This is a genomic window from Paenibacillus pini JCM 16418, from assembly GCF_000576305.1.
Taxonomy (GTDB): Bacteria; Bacillota; Bacilli; order Paenibacillales; family Paenibacillaceae; genus Paenibacillus_AQ; species Paenibacillus_AQ pini.
This window is the reverse complement of the sequence record NZ_BAVZ01000002.1, coordinates 211,874-227,715: the sequence shown is the minus strand read 5'-3', so window position 1 is coordinate 227,715 and position 15,842 is coordinate 211,874. Positions and strand designations below refer to the sequence as shown.

At 44.1% G+C, this 15,842-nt stretch carries 20 protein-coding genes; 2 read left to right on the top strand and 18 right to left on the bottom strand.

The window, feature by feature from the left end; all coding sequences use genetic code 11:
- Positions 1-22: 22 nt before the first annotated feature.
- The 16 genes from JCM16418_RS04360 to spoVAC form a co-directional block, all read right to left on the bottom strand.
- A complete protein-coding gene (locus JCM16418_RS04360) occupies positions 23-946 on the bottom strand; it encodes a CvfB family protein (RefSeq protein WP_036646555.1) in 924 nt (307 codons plus the stop codon).
- Positions 943-1,290, bottom strand: coding sequence for a ribosome silencing factor (rsfS, locus tag JCM16418_RS04355; protein ID WP_036646552.1), 348 nt, complete (start codon positions 1,288-1,290; stop codon positions 943-945). Before rsfS ends, JCM16418_RS04360 begins: the two co-directional genes overlap by 4 nt.
- Entirely contained in the window at positions 1,287-1,865 is a 579-nt protein-coding gene (gene yqeK, locus JCM16418_RS04350) for a bis(5'-nucleosyl)-tetraphosphatase (symmetrical) YqeK (protein ID WP_036646550.1), read from the bottom strand. Before yqeK ends, rsfS begins: the two co-directional genes overlap by 4 nt.
- Positions 1,837-2,439, bottom strand: a complete 603-nt coding sequence (nadD, locus tag JCM16418_RS04345; protein WP_036646546.1) for a nicotinate-nucleotide adenylyltransferase — start codon at positions 2,437-2,439, stop codon at positions 1,837-1,839. The genes yqeK and nadD overlap by 29 nt, the downstream gene beginning before the upstream one ends.
- A 17-nt stretch (positions 2,440-2,456) precedes the next feature.
- Positions 2,457-2,747, bottom strand: coding sequence for a ribosome assembly RNA-binding protein YhbY (gene yhbY, locus JCM16418_RS04340; RefSeq protein ID WP_036646544.1), 291 nt, complete (start codon positions 2,745-2,747; stop codon positions 2,457-2,459).
- 47 nt (positions 2,748-2,794) lie between these two features.
- Positions 2,795-3,664 (bottom strand): shikimate dehydrogenase, encoded by an 870-nt coding sequence (aroE, locus tag JCM16418_RS04335; RefSeq protein ID WP_242403710.1) that lies wholly within the window; start codon positions 3,662-3,664, stop codon positions 2,795-2,797.
- Between the two features lie 52 nt (positions 3,665-3,716).
- Complete coding sequence (gene yqeH / locus JCM16418_RS04330; protein WP_036646541.1) at positions 3,717-4,844, bottom strand: ribosome biogenesis GTPase YqeH; 1,128 nt, start codon at positions 4,842-4,844, stop codon at positions 3,717-3,719.
- A complete protein-coding gene (locus JCM16418_RS04325) occupies positions 4,844-5,365 on the bottom strand; it encodes a YqeG family HAD IIIA-type phosphatase (protein WP_036646539.1) in 522 nt (173 codons plus the stop codon). The genes yqeH and JCM16418_RS04325 overlap by 1 nt, the downstream gene beginning before the upstream one ends.
- A 100-nt stretch (positions 5,366-5,465) precedes the next feature.
- On the bottom strand, positions 5,466-6,017 hold the full coding sequence (locus tag JCM16418_RS23535; protein ID WP_148298739.1) for a DUF4129 domain-containing protein: 552 nt from the start codon (positions 6,015-6,017) through the stop codon (positions 5,466-5,468).
- The gene (locus JCM16418_RS23530; RefSeq protein WP_052020045.1) at positions 5,981-7,201 is read right to left on the bottom strand and encodes a transglutaminase-like domain-containing protein; all 1,221 of its coding nucleotides are present in this window, start codon (positions 7,199-7,201) and stop codon (positions 5,981-5,983) included. Before JCM16418_RS23530 ends, JCM16418_RS23535 begins: the two co-directional genes overlap by 37 nt.
- An 11-nt stretch (positions 7,202-7,212) precedes the next feature.
- Positions 7,213-7,692, bottom strand: coding sequence for a hypothetical protein (locus JCM16418_RS23525; RefSeq protein ID WP_052020044.1), 480 nt, complete (start codon positions 7,690-7,692; stop codon positions 7,213-7,215).
- Positions 7,689-8,930 (bottom strand): DUF58 domain-containing protein, encoded by a 1,242-nt coding sequence (locus JCM16418_RS04315; protein WP_036646535.1) that lies wholly within the window; start codon positions 8,928-8,930, stop codon positions 7,689-7,691. Before JCM16418_RS04315 ends, JCM16418_RS23525 begins: the two co-directional genes overlap by 4 nt.
- A 3-nt stretch (positions 8,931-8,933) precedes the next feature.
- On the bottom strand, positions 8,934-9,890 hold the full coding sequence (locus tag JCM16418_RS04310) for an AAA family ATPase (RefSeq protein ID WP_036646534.1): 957 nt from the start codon (positions 9,888-9,890) through the stop codon (positions 8,934-8,936).
- 177 nt (positions 9,891-10,067) lie between these two features.
- The gene (gene spoVAE, locus JCM16418_RS04305; RefSeq protein ID WP_036646532.1) at positions 10,068-10,418 is read right to left on the bottom strand and encodes a stage V sporulation protein AE; all 351 of its coding nucleotides are present in this window, start codon (positions 10,416-10,418) and stop codon (positions 10,068-10,070) included.
- A gap of 3 nt (positions 10,419-10,421) precedes the next feature.
- Complete coding sequence (gene spoVAD / locus JCM16418_RS04300; protein WP_036646530.1) at positions 10,422-11,435, bottom strand: stage V sporulation protein AD; 1,014 nt, start codon at positions 11,433-11,435, stop codon at positions 10,422-10,424.
- Positions 11,432-11,935 (bottom strand): stage V sporulation protein AC, encoded by a 504-nt coding sequence (gene spoVAC, locus JCM16418_RS04295; RefSeq protein ID WP_036646528.1) that lies wholly within the window; start codon positions 11,933-11,935, stop codon positions 11,432-11,434. Before spoVAC ends, spoVAD begins: the two co-directional genes overlap by 4 nt.
- Positions 11,936-12,365: 430 nt before the next feature.
- Between spoVAC and JCM16418_RS04290 the strand changes: the two genes are divergently transcribed.
- Together JCM16418_RS04290 and JCM16418_RS04285 are read left to right on the top strand one after the other, a co-directional pair.
- Positions 12,366-13,439: a M42 family metallopeptidase gene (locus JCM16418_RS04290; protein WP_036646525.1), complete on the top strand. Its 1,074-nt coding sequence runs from the start codon at positions 12,366-12,368 to the stop codon at positions 13,437-13,439.
- A 197-nt stretch (positions 13,440-13,636) separates the two neighbouring features.
- Entirely contained in the window at positions 13,637-13,987 is a 351-nt protein-coding gene (locus JCM16418_RS04285; protein ID WP_036646523.1) for a LytTR family transcriptional regulator DNA-binding domain-containing protein, read from the top strand.
- A 73-nt stretch (positions 13,988-14,060) separates the two neighbouring features.
- Here the strand turns inward: JCM16418_RS04285 and JCM16418_RS04280 are convergent, their stop codons facing one another.
- Together JCM16418_RS04280 and JCM16418_RS04275 are read right to left on the bottom strand one after the other, a co-directional pair.
- Entirely contained in the window at positions 14,061-14,876 is an 816-nt protein-coding gene (locus tag JCM16418_RS04280; RefSeq protein ID WP_036646521.1) for an SDR family NAD(P)-dependent oxidoreductase, read from the bottom strand.
- Between the two features lie 105 nt (positions 14,877-14,981).
- A complete protein-coding gene (locus JCM16418_RS04275) occupies positions 14,982-15,806 on the bottom strand; it encodes an AraC family transcriptional regulator (RefSeq protein ID WP_036646519.1) in 825 nt (274 codons plus the stop codon).
- Positions 15,807-15,842 lie beyond the last annotated feature (36 nt).

Below are 15,842 nucleotides of genomic sequence, written 5' to 3'. Positions count from 1 at the left end.
TACAATCAAGGAAGCTATTTACTTACGCTTGGATCTCATCTTCGTTACCGCTAGCGTCAGTACTCTTGGGGTTTGCCAAGTAGGTCCAATTTTCTTTCTGTGTGATCAGACCTTCCTTCATCAACTTCCCAAGCGCACGTTTAAACGCTGACTTACTGATCCCAAAACGTTGTTTGATAATATCTGGAGGCGTGGAATCCGAATAAGGCATGCCTCCACCTGGACGTCCGTTTAGAAATGCAAGAAGACGCTCCGAATCGACATCTCTGCCCACTTCTTTACGCTGAGCCACCGTAAGATTGACTCTACCATCTTCGCGGATATGAGTGACGCGTACTTTAACTTCTTCTCCGAGTCTGAGTAAATTCGCTCCACGCTCCGATGAGTGGATCATACCGATGACTCCAAACCCAAGCACCCCTCCGTCTACAAGGACGAATGTGCCCATTTGCAGCGGTCTGTATACCGTTGCAGTAAACCATTCATTAATCCAAGTCGTTGGTGCATTGAACGTAAACTCCGACAATTCATACTCACCTGCCAGCTTGGCAAGCAAGCGCCCCTGTTTGTCATGTTGCATTACAACAAAAACAGAATCGCCTACCTTAGGGTGAAGTTCTTTCATCTCAGGTAACTCGCGAATAGGAAGCAGAAGCTGACGTCCAAGGCCCATTTCAAGGAAACAACCAAGACGCGGATGAATATCAGCTACTACCAGCTTACCCATTTCACCAAGAGTCAGGTAAGGCTTCTTCATCGTAGCAGCCAGTCTGTCTTCGGTATCAAAGAAAATAAATACTTCAACCATATCGCCTGGCTTTATTTCCTTGGTTAGTTCCGTATAGTGGAGTAGTACATCCGTATCGTAAGCATCCAGAAAAAAGCCGTACGGGGATACTTCACGCATAACCTCATACGTTTGAATCGTTCCGGCTATTGGCCTCATACGTTCTCAACGACCTTAGCATCAGACCACAAACGCTCAATGTTGTAGAAATCACGCTCATCACGGTGGAAAATGTGAACTACAACATCCCCTAGATCCATCAATACCCAACGTGCTGAATTCATTCCTTCAATTCCGCGGATGATTGATCCGGATTCATGCACGCGTTTGCGAACTTCCGTCGCGATTGCCTGAACCTGTATGTCTGAATTACCATGACAAATCACGAAATAATCGGCAATCATTGATACTCCTTTTAAATCCAAAGCAACGACGTTCATTGCTTTTTTATCCTCGGCAGCTTCAACCACCATTGTTAACAATTCCTCTGCTTGCAAGGTCATAAGTTCGCCTCCATCTGTTTAATTAAATCATTACGTGCAAAAACGGTCAGCGGGTAAATAATCTGCCCGCGCGATATTAGAAGATTAATTGTAGAGTCAATACCAGCTATGAGTCCTTGTTCGAGGCTAATCTCAGCCAAACTTCGGATCCGATCCACACCTGGATAATCTCGTCCTGGTTCAATATAATCTGCAAGACAAACCACTTTATCGAGCAGGGTCATTCCAATTCTTCCTGAAGTGTGATACCGAATAGCATCAAGCACTTCTGTGTCAGTCACTCCATAATCATGCTCAGCTACGTATGCCCCGACTTCTGCATGCCATAAGGGCTTGTCATAGAAAAGGAGATCTTTGGACAGATTATTATCCTTGATCACGGCTTCCATACGTTTGACTGGCCAATACTTGGCCACATCATGTAGAATGGCAGCAAGCTCTGCCTGCTGCACATCAGCCCCATAACGCTCCGCAAGCTTAATAGATGACCCCATTACACCAACTGTATGCTGCCATCGCTGAGCAGGCATCTGTTCAGAAACAGCTTTAATCAGTTCTTCGCGGCTGTATTCCATACATTCCCCTCTTTCTGATATAGTCATAGACGCTGTCTGTTACCATATATCGAATCGAATGTCCGGTGGCCAGCCTTTCTCTGATTTCTGTAGAAGAGATATCTACCTGAGGCATGTCGGCTAGCAAGATTTTACCTTGTAAATAGGTAGGTAATGCTTCTAAATCCAGTTCTGAGCCCGGACGACCTACTCCAATAAAGCCCATTAAATCGACCAAATCCTCAATGCCTTCCCACTTTGGCAAATAATTAACCATATCCGCTCCGATGATGAAATGAAATTCAATATCTGTAAAAGAGCTACGTATTTCCTTCACGGTATCGATTGTGTAGGATACACCGCCTCTTCTAATTTCAATATCTAACGTACGAAAAGCTGGATGATCTGCAATTGCCTCAGCCACCATCCCAAGTCTTTGTTCCCCTGTGGCTCCGGCCTGCTCCTTGTGAGGGGGGATGTGGCTGGGCATAAACCAGACTTGATCAAGCCCAAATGTATCCCTAGCCGCTTCCGCCGCCAGCATATGGCCAATGTGAACAGGATCAAACGTCCCGCCCATTATGCCTACCTTCATGCTGTGTCCCCTCCTGTTTATGGCAGTTCAATCTGTTTGTTATCTTTAGATTCTTTGTACAAGATAATGGTGCTGCCAATAACCTGAACAAGTTCAGCATCAGCTTTTTCTGCAATTTCAGCACCAATTTCATTGCGGTCTTCAAGACAGTTGTTCAAAACACTGACTTTCATCAATTCTCTCTTCTCAATAGCCTCAACAATGTGGCGAATCAAATGATCATTCGTTCCACCCTTACCCACTTGGAAAATAGGATCCAAGTGATGTGCAAGTGAACGAAGATGGCGTTTTTGCTTTCCGGTTAACATGTAATTTCAAAACTCCTTAACATATAAATGATTATATTTTATCTAAACTAAAGGGCCATGCTCTTTAATACAGCACGACGCATCACATCGACTGGAGCTTGTGCACCCGTCCAGTATTCCAGAGCAATTGCTCCTTGATTTATGAACATGCCCAAACCACCGTGAATCGTACAGCCCTTTAATTCACTCTCTAGAAGCAGCCTTGTCTTGAGCGGATTATAAATCAAATCACTAACTACAATCCCAGCTGGGATACACGCTGTCTCAATTGACATCTCATCGATACGAGGGTGCATACCTATTGAGGTTGTATTAATCAAAACATCAACGCCCTGGATATAGTCGTTGATGTCCTCCATGCCGATCCCTTGAATATCGGCAAGATCTTGCCATTCCTCTGCGATCTGAGCAGCCTTGGCAACCGTTCGATTGGCAATATATATACGCTCAGGCTTTTCCTTTGCAAGCGCGTAAACGATACCTCTTGAAGCACCACCAGCACCGATAACAAGAATCGTCTTCCCTTTTAAATCAGCTACGGCTTCATCTTTCAGGGAACGTACATATCCGATTCCATCCGTATTATAACCTGTCAGGACACCATCATCATTGACAATCGTGTTTACCGCGCCAATTCTCGAGGCTGTCTCATCCAGGTGGTCAAGATATTTCATAACCTCTACTTTATGCGGTAACGTGACATTTAAACCACGGAACCCCAGCGTACGAATGGCTTGGATGGTGTCTCCTAATGCCTGAGGAATCACATGTAAAGGTACATAAGAGCCTTGAATACCCATATGCTGCAATGCGGCTTGATGCATCACAGGAGACTTAGAATGGATAATTGGATCACCAATCACACCCAGTAGAATCGCCCCTGTATTCTTAAGCATCTCCAAATTCGATTCATTCATGATATACTTCCCCTCCCAGGGATGATCCTAGATCCAGTAGAAACGTATATTGTTAAATCAAAGAGGTTCTAGTCAGCACTCTTATACCGCGTGGAGCATGTACAGCTACAATAGCGCCTTGATCACTGTTTACTTTGATCCAACCAAGTCCCGATATAAAAATATCTGTATGTGATCCCTTTTTGATACTGAATTCATGTCTCGTAAACTCCGGCAATTTAGCAACGTTCTCTTTATTTGGTGGTGACAATAGTTCCCCCGCATGTTCCGCATAAAGCGAATCCGCACGTTCAAGCTTAGTACGATGAATTTCGATACGGCCACTTGTGAAACAAGTGAAGGATTGTCTTTCCCCTTGAATAAAATCAAATCTTGCCAAGGCACCGAAAAATAAGGTTTGTCCTTCATTCAGCTGATAAACCATCGGTTTAAGCGGGTTCTCTGGCATTACGGCACCCAAATCTTCACGGGTTACCATTTCACTATACCGCCAAGGGTATACAATACCCGGCGTATCTATAATAAATTTGCCGTCATCCAGTGGAATGTTCACCATATCTAGCGTCGTGCCTGGGTAGCGTGAAGTGGTCAATTCCTGCTCCAAATCACTATAATCACGAATCAGACGATTAATCAGAGTCGATTTACCAACATTGGTCGCACCCACTACATAGACGTCACGATCACCACGATAAGTAGACACCATCTCTAGTAGACGATCAAAGCCCTGATTTTTTTTGGCACTGCAAAGTACAATGTCTTGCGTCTTTAATCCATGCTCTTTACATTGCTTCTGAACCCAGTTCAGAACTTTATTCCAGTTTGTCACTTTTGGAAGCAGGTCAATCTTGTTTACAGCTAAGATAACCGGGTTATTCCCAACAAAGCGCTGGAGACCAGAAATTAAGCTTCCTTCAAAATCAAATAAGTCGACAATATGAATAACGAGTGCATTTTTCCCGCCAATTTGTCCCAGTAGTTTCAGAAATTCATCCTGGTCCACAGCTACAGAAGATGCCTCGTTATAGTTTTTAATCCGAAAACAGCGCTGGCAAATAACCGGTTCGCGCTCTAGAGCCTTTTGCGGAATATATCCCGGAAGCTCTTGCTGCTCCGTTTGCAGCTCAATGCCGCAGCCGCTGCATCTCATGGCGTCTTGCCCGCCAATTGGGTCGTTCATTATTGATGTTCCTCCTGCCATAATCCTTTTTTTCGTAATCGTGTTAGTGCGATTTTCTCCACCCGCCGGTTTATACGTGTTGTCCAGCCTTCATCCTGAATGGAGATGGGGAGCACCAGCACCGTAAAAAGGTTCAGCCGGTTACCACCGAATACATCGGTCAGCATCTGATCACCAACCATAATCGTTTGTTCAGGTTTCAGTCCCATCAGATCCATCGCTTTGCGGAACGGTGAGTTGGAGGGTTTGCGTGCTTCGTGCACAAATCGAAGATTCAACGGGGTGGCAAAAGACGATACTCTCTCCATACGGTTGTTAGACACAATGATCAGTTGAAAACCAGCGGCTTTCACCTGTTCAAACCACGCGATTAGCTCTGGTGTAGCTATCGGTGCTTTTGCTCCAACAAGGGTATTGTCCAAATCCGTAATAATCCCACGATATCCTTTAGCATAAAGATCTTGTAGATCAATATCGAATACGGTATTTACCTGTAATTTAGGGATAAGCATTTCAAACAAGTCTTGTCACCTCAGTTTCATACGACAAACTATACCATAATCTCATTGTTTAGTACAAAAAAAACCGCCCCCGGCATCTTCATGCACAGGGGCGCGCAGACTAAGCTATATTCTGCTCATTCTTCTTCAGTTCCACAACAAGAGTGCGTGTTAGAGACTGCACAAGCCGCCACTCTGTTTCAGATATAGACTGTGGACTGTACTTTGCTTTTTCAAATAGTTCTAGAAGTTGCCTTAAGGGAAGAATCATTTGTGGTGCATTTTGCTCCCAGCGACTAATCGATTCACGTAATGTTTCATTCGTGGTCCGGTTGAATCCTTTGCGATGCAGCTGTTTCAACCACTGCTCAGTCAGTATAACTACCTTCTCATCACTAGACATTTTCTTGCCAGTCCGTAGACGTATGATCATGAAACGAATGTAGAGACGAACGCGCCATAAGATCAGAAGTATAATTCCTAACAGCATAAGTCCAGCTACAACAGGGGGGAGAATACGAACCAGCCCCGTTGAAAATGTCTGTTTTGTCCCCTTCTTACTGGCTTCATTCGCTGTCACCGTTTCGTCATAAGACGCGATATCTAGTTCAGGCTTCTTATTCGTACTTGCTTCTGTCAATTTAGGCATATCAAATCCTGGTGTTGCTTCCACAGGTATCCAGCCGTAAGGTCCATAATAAATTTCTGCCCAAGAATGGGCATCCGCGTTGGACACGGTATACTTGCCAGAACCGTTGATCTGCCTTGAACCTGACGAATCTGCCAGTCGTTTATGGCATCGCGGTCCTGACCCGGAGCGTATCCTTTGACCCAACGTGCTGGGATATTCAGAGAACGCGCCATCATAACCATGCTCGTAGAATAGTAATCACAATACCCTTGTTTCACTTCAAATAAGAAACTGTCCACAAAGTCCTTGCTAACTTTTTGTGATAAATCAGGCTCATTCGTGTAAGCATAATTAGAGAGTAAATAACTTTGTAACAGACTAATTTTCTCATAAGGAGTATCCACGGATGCCGTAACCTGCTTCGCTAAATCCACAACACGACTTGGAAATGTGTCAGGTATTTGTAAGTAAGCTTCATCTATGTCTTTACCATATAACTCATTGTATGTCTTGGTCTTTAGCTCTTTGTCAGGAATATAAGGTACTTCAGATGTAATCACGTAACTCCTGGGATAACGCGCTCCCTCAGAAGCTGGCTTCCAATGCAATTCACCCTGTGAGCTATTCCACAGTAAACTTGAAGTATCGTCTTTTCCATTAATCTCTTCCACGTTAGTCATGGTATATGCCCCAAACAAGACAGGATAGGTTCGTGTATTATTCATGGTAACCGTTTGTTTCAGCGTCTTGGTAGCTGCCTCTGATTTGTCGTTCATTTGTAGTTTTTCTTTCAGATTGACCTTAATATAATCTTCTTCGCTTGAAGAAGGCGTTGTCCACCCCGTGCCGGAGTAGTTATTTCTGGTTTCTCCCCGCCAATAACTACGTTCTGAAGAACTAATCGTCATTACGGTTGTGTAATCAAAATTAAATTTACCACCCAGATTGTTATCTCTGCGGCTATAACCCGATGAAGCGAGGCCTGTTGAACCAGATTTACTAGAGGTGCCATCATCTGCTGTACCATTACCCATGCTTTTCCAAGCCGTATACGGGTCTGTAATAATGGGTGAAACCTCTGGCATACTTACGCCCGTCACAAACACAATAACGAAAATAAGTGTAATGTTTACGATGACCTTAAATGGATAGTTACATAAGTACTTCCACCCTTGTGGGTAACGTTCCTTAAACTTCCGGAAATGATCGCTCACTAGCCATCCCATTGCCGCAAATGCTACCCAGCAACCTCAGGCCACAAAACGCTCATGGTAAACGAATCTAAAACAGCAAATGCAATCAAATTTGCGCCAATAAATAGTAATATTCGGCGCTGATTATTTATCCATTTAGCTGTTAAAGCGAACAAAGCCCAAGCTGCGATCACAAACCATAAATAAGGAGTCATATTCGATGCGAACTGAACCATACGTTCAAACGTCGTACCCGAAGGCATGTAAATCCAATAATTCACCAATTGCTTATGAATGATGTATAGGACCATTAACGCTTCAATCAAAATTCGGTAGCCATATTTAAAGGGTAGTATCATTTCCATAATCGCAATAAGCGTTATACTTATGAGAACCATTGAGTTCGTTTCTTGATACCAGATCGGCTCCATATAAGATATCCATTGTAGGAATATGATCCAAATCCATAGTAATGACAAAGAACGAAACAATGAATTGGATAGACTATGAAACCACTTTTTCATGTTCGGAACCCCCCTAACAGGGCAGGCAATTCACTCAGATCCGATAAACAGCCCCCAAATAATCCACGTGATCTCAACAATTTCACCCATGATTCATGGCGGTTACCCGTTCCTCCTAAAACGATATGAGAAGGTTTCATACCTCTTGATTCTGCCCATCTAAAGACGTCAGCCACCGGCTGCCCACTCTGCGGGCTAATGTATGTAAAGAAGGTCGAGTGTGGAATATGACGACTTCCCTTTTCAAGTCTCGTGAGAACTTTTCCAGTTCCATCTGTTCCTACGTCAACGAGGTAATGCATCATTCGCTGCCGATCTGCCTCAAGATCACTGGGTTGAAATGCTTTGATGTTGTGACCCACAACGACAAGTCCAAGGCACATTCGTTCACGTTTGGCATACTCCAGCATGGAAGCTGCCGTAGATACAGCCAATTCGAATTGTTGAGGCGACGCATAGTTTGATGCGGTGGTGTCAAGTACCAGTAAAGTTTTGGGAACCGAATCATATTCGAATTCTTTCGATTTCCATGAACCTGTTCTCGCTGTCGCATTCCAGTGAATACGCGAAATTCGATCACCATACACATAGTCACGCACACCATTAATTTGTGTTGTCTCTCTACGAGATGCGGCGAGGGTCGCTTGCGGACCCGATAAACGGGAGTGTCTATCGTACATTTGCCAACTGGTAATACATACGGTTCGTGGCAACACACGGAACTGTCCGATGACATTAAAATTACCCTTATGCTCAATCAATCCAAAGATATCCTCGCTCACACATTCCGTCTCCATAAACTGATATCTTCCGCGTTCAAGCGGAGGGGTCTGGAACAACAAGTCACCGCTACCACGAAAATTTGGGATGACACTATCTTCAAATGACCAAGTTTCCCCATTATGCCGCTTCAATACTTCTCGAATAATGACGTAAGGTAGTGGAAGAAAACCCGGCACATGAAATTGGAGTTTCACCTTGACATGATCTCCGGCATACAGCAGTTCCCCATGCTCTTCTTCCGTAGAAAGCACTCTGCTTCCCTTTGCCTGTCCGATTCCACTAAGGCCGCCAGCCACCAAATATACGACTAGAAGGCTAATCATTGCAAATAGCATTAAGGAAGTTTTACCGCCCTGAAACAAAACGTACAAGAGACTGATTCCCCATACAATCAAAACAACCCAAAACCGTGGCGTATGCATACCCGTCCTGACAATTACGAGTAGTTGTCTCATCACTCACCGCTCCATAGCTACAGGAACACTCACCTGCTGCAAAATATCCTTAATCACCACTTCGGAACTGACATGATCAAGGCGTGATTCAGGACGAAGAATAATCCGATGGGACAACACATAAGGAGCTAGGAGCTTTACATCGTCTGGCAGAACATAATCCCGCTGGTTTATGTAGGCGTATGCCTTACATGCCATCATTAGAGACAAAGATGCACGAGGACTAGCGCCGAGCATAACAGATACATGCTCACGTGTCCGGCGTACAATGCTTAGCAAATAGTCCATGATGGTGTCATCGAAATGTACATCTTTAATTTCATCTTGAATCATCGTAACTTGGTCCATATGTGTTACCGGTTTAAGGCGGTCTACGGGTTGCCCTTGCTTATGCTGATGCAACAAGTTCTTCTCTGTCGCCACATCCGGGTATCCGAGTTTAATTTTCATCATAAAACGGTCAAGCTGGGCTTCGGGCAGCATATATGTTCCTTCAAAATCAATCGGGTTCTGAGTCGCACAAAGCATGAACGGACGAGGCAGTTCAAATGTCTCTCCATCGACTGTAACATTACGCTCCTCCATCACTTCTAATAGCGCAGATTGAGTCTTCGTTGTTGCACGATTTATTTCGTCTGCTAGTAAAATATTAGTCATGACTGGACCCGGTCGAAATTTAAATTCCTCTTCACGAGGATGGAAAATAGAAACCCCTGTAATATCACTTGGTAAAATATCCGGATTACATTGAATACGTCTATAATCACCACTCATTGATTTAGCCAAAGCTTTAATTAACTGTGTCTTCCCTGTTCCAGGAACATCCTCAATCAGAACATGACCCTCGGCCAACAATGCCGTCAGAAGAAGTTGTATTTCAAAGGATTTACCAAAAATACAAGATTCGAGGTTACTTCGAACCGCTGAAATCATTTGAATAGATGACTGATTTACGGGCATGATCAGAACCTCCCCAACATTTCATAAGAATGTATATATCTTACATTGTACATGATGTATAAATGTAAAGTACATTGGGCACTATGCCTAAAATCGTCGTACACAAGTACAGTAAAATGCCCCAGAAGCTAATGCATCTGGGGCATCTACATGATACTTATATTGGTTTTCTTATGATTAACCCCGCGGACGGACCACCAGTGCTGCCAGAAACGAGAATATGATTGCCGCGGAAATACCAGCGCTCGTTACCTCGAATACCCCTGTAACGACCCCAATCCACCCATCTCGCTGCAGTTCAGATAAAGCACCATGAACAAGTGAACTGCCGAAACTTGTAATAGGTACCGATGCTCCAGCACCCGCAAATTTCACAAGAGGATCATATAGGCCCAATCCATCCGCCACAGCTCCCGCTACAACGAGAGAACTCATCGTGTGTGCTGGAGTCAACTTAAATAAATCCATCATCAATTGACCGATTACACAAATTAACCCTCCAATAATAAAAGCCCACAAAAACTGCATCTTTCATCCCTCCATTTCCAGTGCTACAGCATGTGCAATACATGGGATACTCTCGCCCTGCTGATAAGAGAGAGGTGAAAGTAGCGCACCTGTAGCCACAACTAGTACTTTCTTCAGCTCGCCTTTGATCATTCGCTTCATTATATGACTATAGGTAACAGCTGCAGAGCAGCCGCAGCCGCTCCCGCCTGCGTTGACATATTTCTGCTTCTCTCTGTCATAGATCAGGAGACCACAGTCATCAAAGACCGTTTCCTCCATATTCAAACCCTCGTTATGCAATAGCTCTTTGGTGATAGGTAGCCCTACAGAAGCCAGATCGCCAGTCACAATCAAATCGTAATATCCAGGCGTTAGTCCTGTGTCACGAAAATGTGATCGTAACGTATCAGCCGCTGCTGGAGCCATCGCTCCGCCCATATTGAATGGGTCTTTAATGCCGAGATCCATGATTTTACCAATGGTAGCTCGCGTGACCCGCGGACCTGTACCACTCCGGCCCAAAACGCCACATCCGGCACCCGTAACCGTATATTGGGCGGTAGGTGGTTTCTGCGATCCGTACTCCGTCGGATAGCGGAACTGCTTCTCTGCTGTGCAGTTATGACTGACGGTCCCTGCCATCACATAATCAGCTGCACCTGTATCCACCAGCAATGCAGCAAGTGCGAGACTTTCCATGGATGTTGAACAAGCACCAAAGACGCCAAGGTAGGGAACGCCAAGCTTACGTGCTGCAAACGTACTGCTGATAATCTGGTTCATTAAATCTCCACCCACAAAAAATTGGAGTTGTTCTTTCGTGAGTTCAGATTTAATAATTGCAAGCTGTGAAGCTTGTTCCAATAGCCTTCGCTCAGCCTTCTCCCATGTCTTCTCATTGATTTCTAGGTTGTCGTAAATATAATCGAAATCCGGTGAAAGTGGACCCTTTCCTTCGTCAGGACCCACAACAGCAGCACTTCCAAGGATAACAGGACGTGACGTAAATTCCCAAGTTTGACCCTTCCTTTTCATGGATGAAGCACTCCCTGCAGTCCAAAGATAGCGTAGATAAGACCGACAAAGAACGCCGCAACTACGCCAAAGACAATGACTGAACCCGCAAGCTTAAACATATTAGCACCTACACCAAGCACGAATCCCTCTGCCTTATGTTCAAGCGCTGCCGAGCACATCGAGTTAGCAAAACCAGTGACGGGTACCGCAGTGCCTGCACCAGCATACTGAGCAATTTTGTCATACAAACCCATGCTCGTCAGAATGATCGAAATGATAATAAGCAACGCCACTGTCGGGCTGGCAGCTTGTTTCTCAGTCATATCAAACCAGCTCATGAGTGCAGCCTGGATCAGTTGTCCGATCTCACAAATAAGGCCACCGACCAAAAAGGCTAACACGCAATTCTTGAATGTGGTACGCGACGGTTCATGCTTTTGGGCTATACTTTTATATTCCTCATGAGTCAGAGAGTCTAGCCTAGACTGAACTCCCCTGCTTTTCGTATTTGCAGGCAATACAAGCACCTCCTATTTCATTCATTCCACCTTCATTATTTGTCTAAAGCTCCCTTGTTATGTATATCAAACAGCAAAACAGCCACCCTAGGTTAGACATGAGTAGGGCAGCCGTTTCGTTCGATGTAATGGATTAAACTTGTTAAACCTGCACTTAGTACAAACTTAAAATAATAATTAATAAGATGAAGAGCACATAAATTAAAATGGTTTCTCTAACAGGATGGACTATTCTCATCGTTGTTCTCCCTTCCTGCCACTTGCGAGGCGTTCGTCCATTGTTATTTTATTCTGGGGTATCAAGAATGTGCGGATGTGCCTCCAACGATGGAGTAAGACATGGACAATCGCAAAAACTGCGTTCATACTAGTCTTAAGCTCTACATAATGCATAATGAGAAACAGCATAAAGGAAAAGGAGATCTTAAATATGAATCAAAAAACAATGGATATGTTCAAAAAACTTACGGAGTTCCCTGCTGCATCAGGGTTTGAAAGAGAACTGCGTGCTTACGTTAAAGACGCAATCTCCCCATATACGAATGAATTCGTTCAGGACCGACTAGGTAGTTTATTTGGCGTTCTGCGCGGTGATGAGAATGGCCCAAAAGTTATGGTAGCTGGACATTTTGACGAAGTAGGATTTATCGTAACAGGCATTACGGATACAGGAATGATTCGCTTCCAGCCGCTCGGCGGATGGTGGAGTCAAGCTGTATTAGCACAACGTCTGCAAATTATTACAGCGAGTGGCCCTATTACTGGAGTTGTGGGATCCATTCCAACACATCTGCTAGATGAATCTCAGCGGAATAAACCTGTTGATATGAAATCCATGTACATCGACATCGGTGCTGATGACCGTGCCGAGGCTGAATCTTTTGGAATCCGTCCAGGTCTGCAAGTTGTACCGATCTGTGATTTTACTCCACTAGCTAATCCGAAGAAAATCATGGCGAAAGCATGGGACAATCGCTATGGTGTTGGTCTTGCCATTGAACTTATGGAAGCTCTTCATCAAGAAAAACTCCCGAACACTGTATATTGCGGTTGCACCGTTCAAGAAGAATTGGGTCTGCGCGGCGCACGTACATCAGCCAATATGATTCAGCCTGATATTTTCTTCGCCCTCGATGCAAGTGCTGCGAATGATATGACGGGCGACAAGAGCTCCTTCGGTCATATTGGACAAGGGGCATTGCTGCGAATTTTTGATCCGTCGATGCTAACTCATCGTGGTTTGGTAGAATATGTACAGGATACGGCAGATACACATAAGATCAAATATCAGTATTTCGTCTCGCAAGGTGGAACCGATGCTGGCCAAGTTCATTTAAGTGGTATCGGCGTACCTTCAACCGTAATTGGAATCTGCTCCCGTTACATTCACACTTCTTCCTCAATCATGCATACAGACGATTATGACGCTGCAAAAGAATTATTGACTAAGCTTGTTAAAGGACTGGATCGTACAACGCTCAATACAATTCTTGAAAATTCTTAATTGCATACCAAACTTCAGACGAATAAAAGTCCCAGAACTCACCTTCTGTATTGCGCAAAGGGAAGTTTTGGGATTCTTTTTGTCCAAGTTCCCAAAAATAATAATAAAGTTCACAAAAAAATACTTAAAAAATGAAGCTTTATATGATAGAATGAAAGCGCTAACAATAATCATCTTCTAAAGGGGGCTTTTGTAAGATGAATCAATCCAATCAAGTAATGAACGAGTATCAGAATTTCGATCCTGTCAACGATGCCTTTTTCTTCAAAGTGGGTACACAAGGTCAGATTATTTTTCACGGTAGGAACTATATTATTAAAAAGAGATTGTCCACCGCCGAACAAACTAATCTCCTCTCTCAACCGAATTTTGTACGTGCCGCTTCCAACCTCTACGTTAATGTAAGCCGTATTCGGGGAATTGAAGGAAATGTACTTCATTTCCGTGATGAATTCGCCTATCCTCGGACGATTAGCGTATCTAAACGCATCCTAGAGCATGTTAAGAAGCTCATGCCTTCGGGCAATTCCGATCTGATCGCGCAGTAAGACAACGATTAATAGCTAATGAATAAGAGGCAACCGTTCGGAATATCCGAAGGCTGCCTCTTATTTATTGTTTTTATTTGACTTGAGCATTTAGAAAATCAGGCGATCCCCACGAGCTCTTACCATCTTCAGGCATTCCCGGGAGAATCAGCCCCCCATCGACGCGCAAATTAATTCCAGTAACATAGGATGCATGTTCGGATACCAGCCAAAGTGCAGCTCGCCCTATATCCTCAGGAATCCCAATCCGCCCCAGTGGAACGGTAGCTCCAAACTGGTCATGGTGGGGTTCCCTATCTCGAACCAAAATTCCCCCAGGGGAAATACAATTTACTCTGATCCCATAGGGTGCTAAATCGAGTGCAACCGATTCTGTTGCACGTTTCAGAGCTGCCTTCAATCCTCCGTACACGGCATCTCCGGGATAAGCTCGCTCTGCATGGGTTGACGCAATATTGATAATACTTCCGCCTTTTCCAGCTTCAATCATATACTTCGAGACCTCACGCATGAGTAACATGGGGGCTCTGAAATTAAGCTGCATCGTATGATCAAGATGCTCAAGCGGAAGATTCGTCACCGAGGAATAGAGGCCAATTCCAGCATTATTAATCAGTACATCAATACTACCCATGGCTTCAAATGCTGCTTCAACGGTGAGATCAGCTGCGGCCGCATCTCGCAAATCACCCGCGAGTACTGTGCATTTTAATCCAGATAAAGCAGTGATTTGTTTCGAGGTCTGTTCCGCTAAATCATCATCATTGTAATGAGTAATCGTAATTTCATATCCCGCCTCAGCTAAAGCCAGTGCAATACCTCGCCCTATTCCCCGGCTGCCTCCAGTCACTAGTGCCTTCTTATGTTGGTTCGCGCCGTATGTACTCATGTAAGCCCACCTCCATAACATATTTAATGAGCATAAATCTTTATATGATAACGCTTACAATATGTATCAATCAAACTATAATATGGTGTAAATGTCAAATTCATCTTATAGACCATGAAGCTTCTTGAATTCCTCAGGACTCAAGCCCGTATATCGTTTAAATACTGCGCTGAAATAACTAGGGTTCTCAAATCCTACAGCCTGCGCAACTTCATATAACTTCTTTCCCCTTTCGTCGAACATCATTTTCTTACTCAAGTTAATCCGCTCTTGATTGACATAAGCCATCGGTCTCATTCCGAGCGTCTTTCTGAAAAGACGACATACATACTGCGATGACATTGTAGCCGCTTCTGCAAGTTCGTTTAACTGTAAATTTCTATGCAGATTGTGTTGAATATACCTTAATACAGGCTTCAAACGTTCTTCGTCGGCGTTATGACCCGAAGGTATAGCAAGCATTCCTCTAAGGTCAAGCAGGAGCGAATACATGAGTTTCGCCCTTTTAAGCTCAAGCTCTGTGTCACCTTCGTCTTCGCCGCTGTGAGTAAGCAATTGCTTCAATGATTCCATCATAGAACCATCCTTTAATCGACTAATTCCGGATCCGTTCACTCTTGCAAAAGAGAGTAGATGACTTGCCTCCCTTCCATTAAAAGAAACCCATGCCACCTTCCACTGCGTACTTAGAGGAGAATAACGATGAGGGACACCAGGAAACAGAAAAAAAACATCACCTGGCCCGACAATATAAAGATTGTCGTTAATCAGCAGCTCGCCCTTGCCTTCGAGTACTTGATGGATTTGATAGTCCGGAAAGCCTGACACTCGAATCGTCTCTTCTTGATGTTCCCAGAATCCTACGGTCGTCATATAGACAGGTAACGGGCAGATCTCATCAATTCGCCCGAAAATGATCTTACTCTTCAAAACCTATTCCTCGTTTCATATTTTAATAGAAATAAA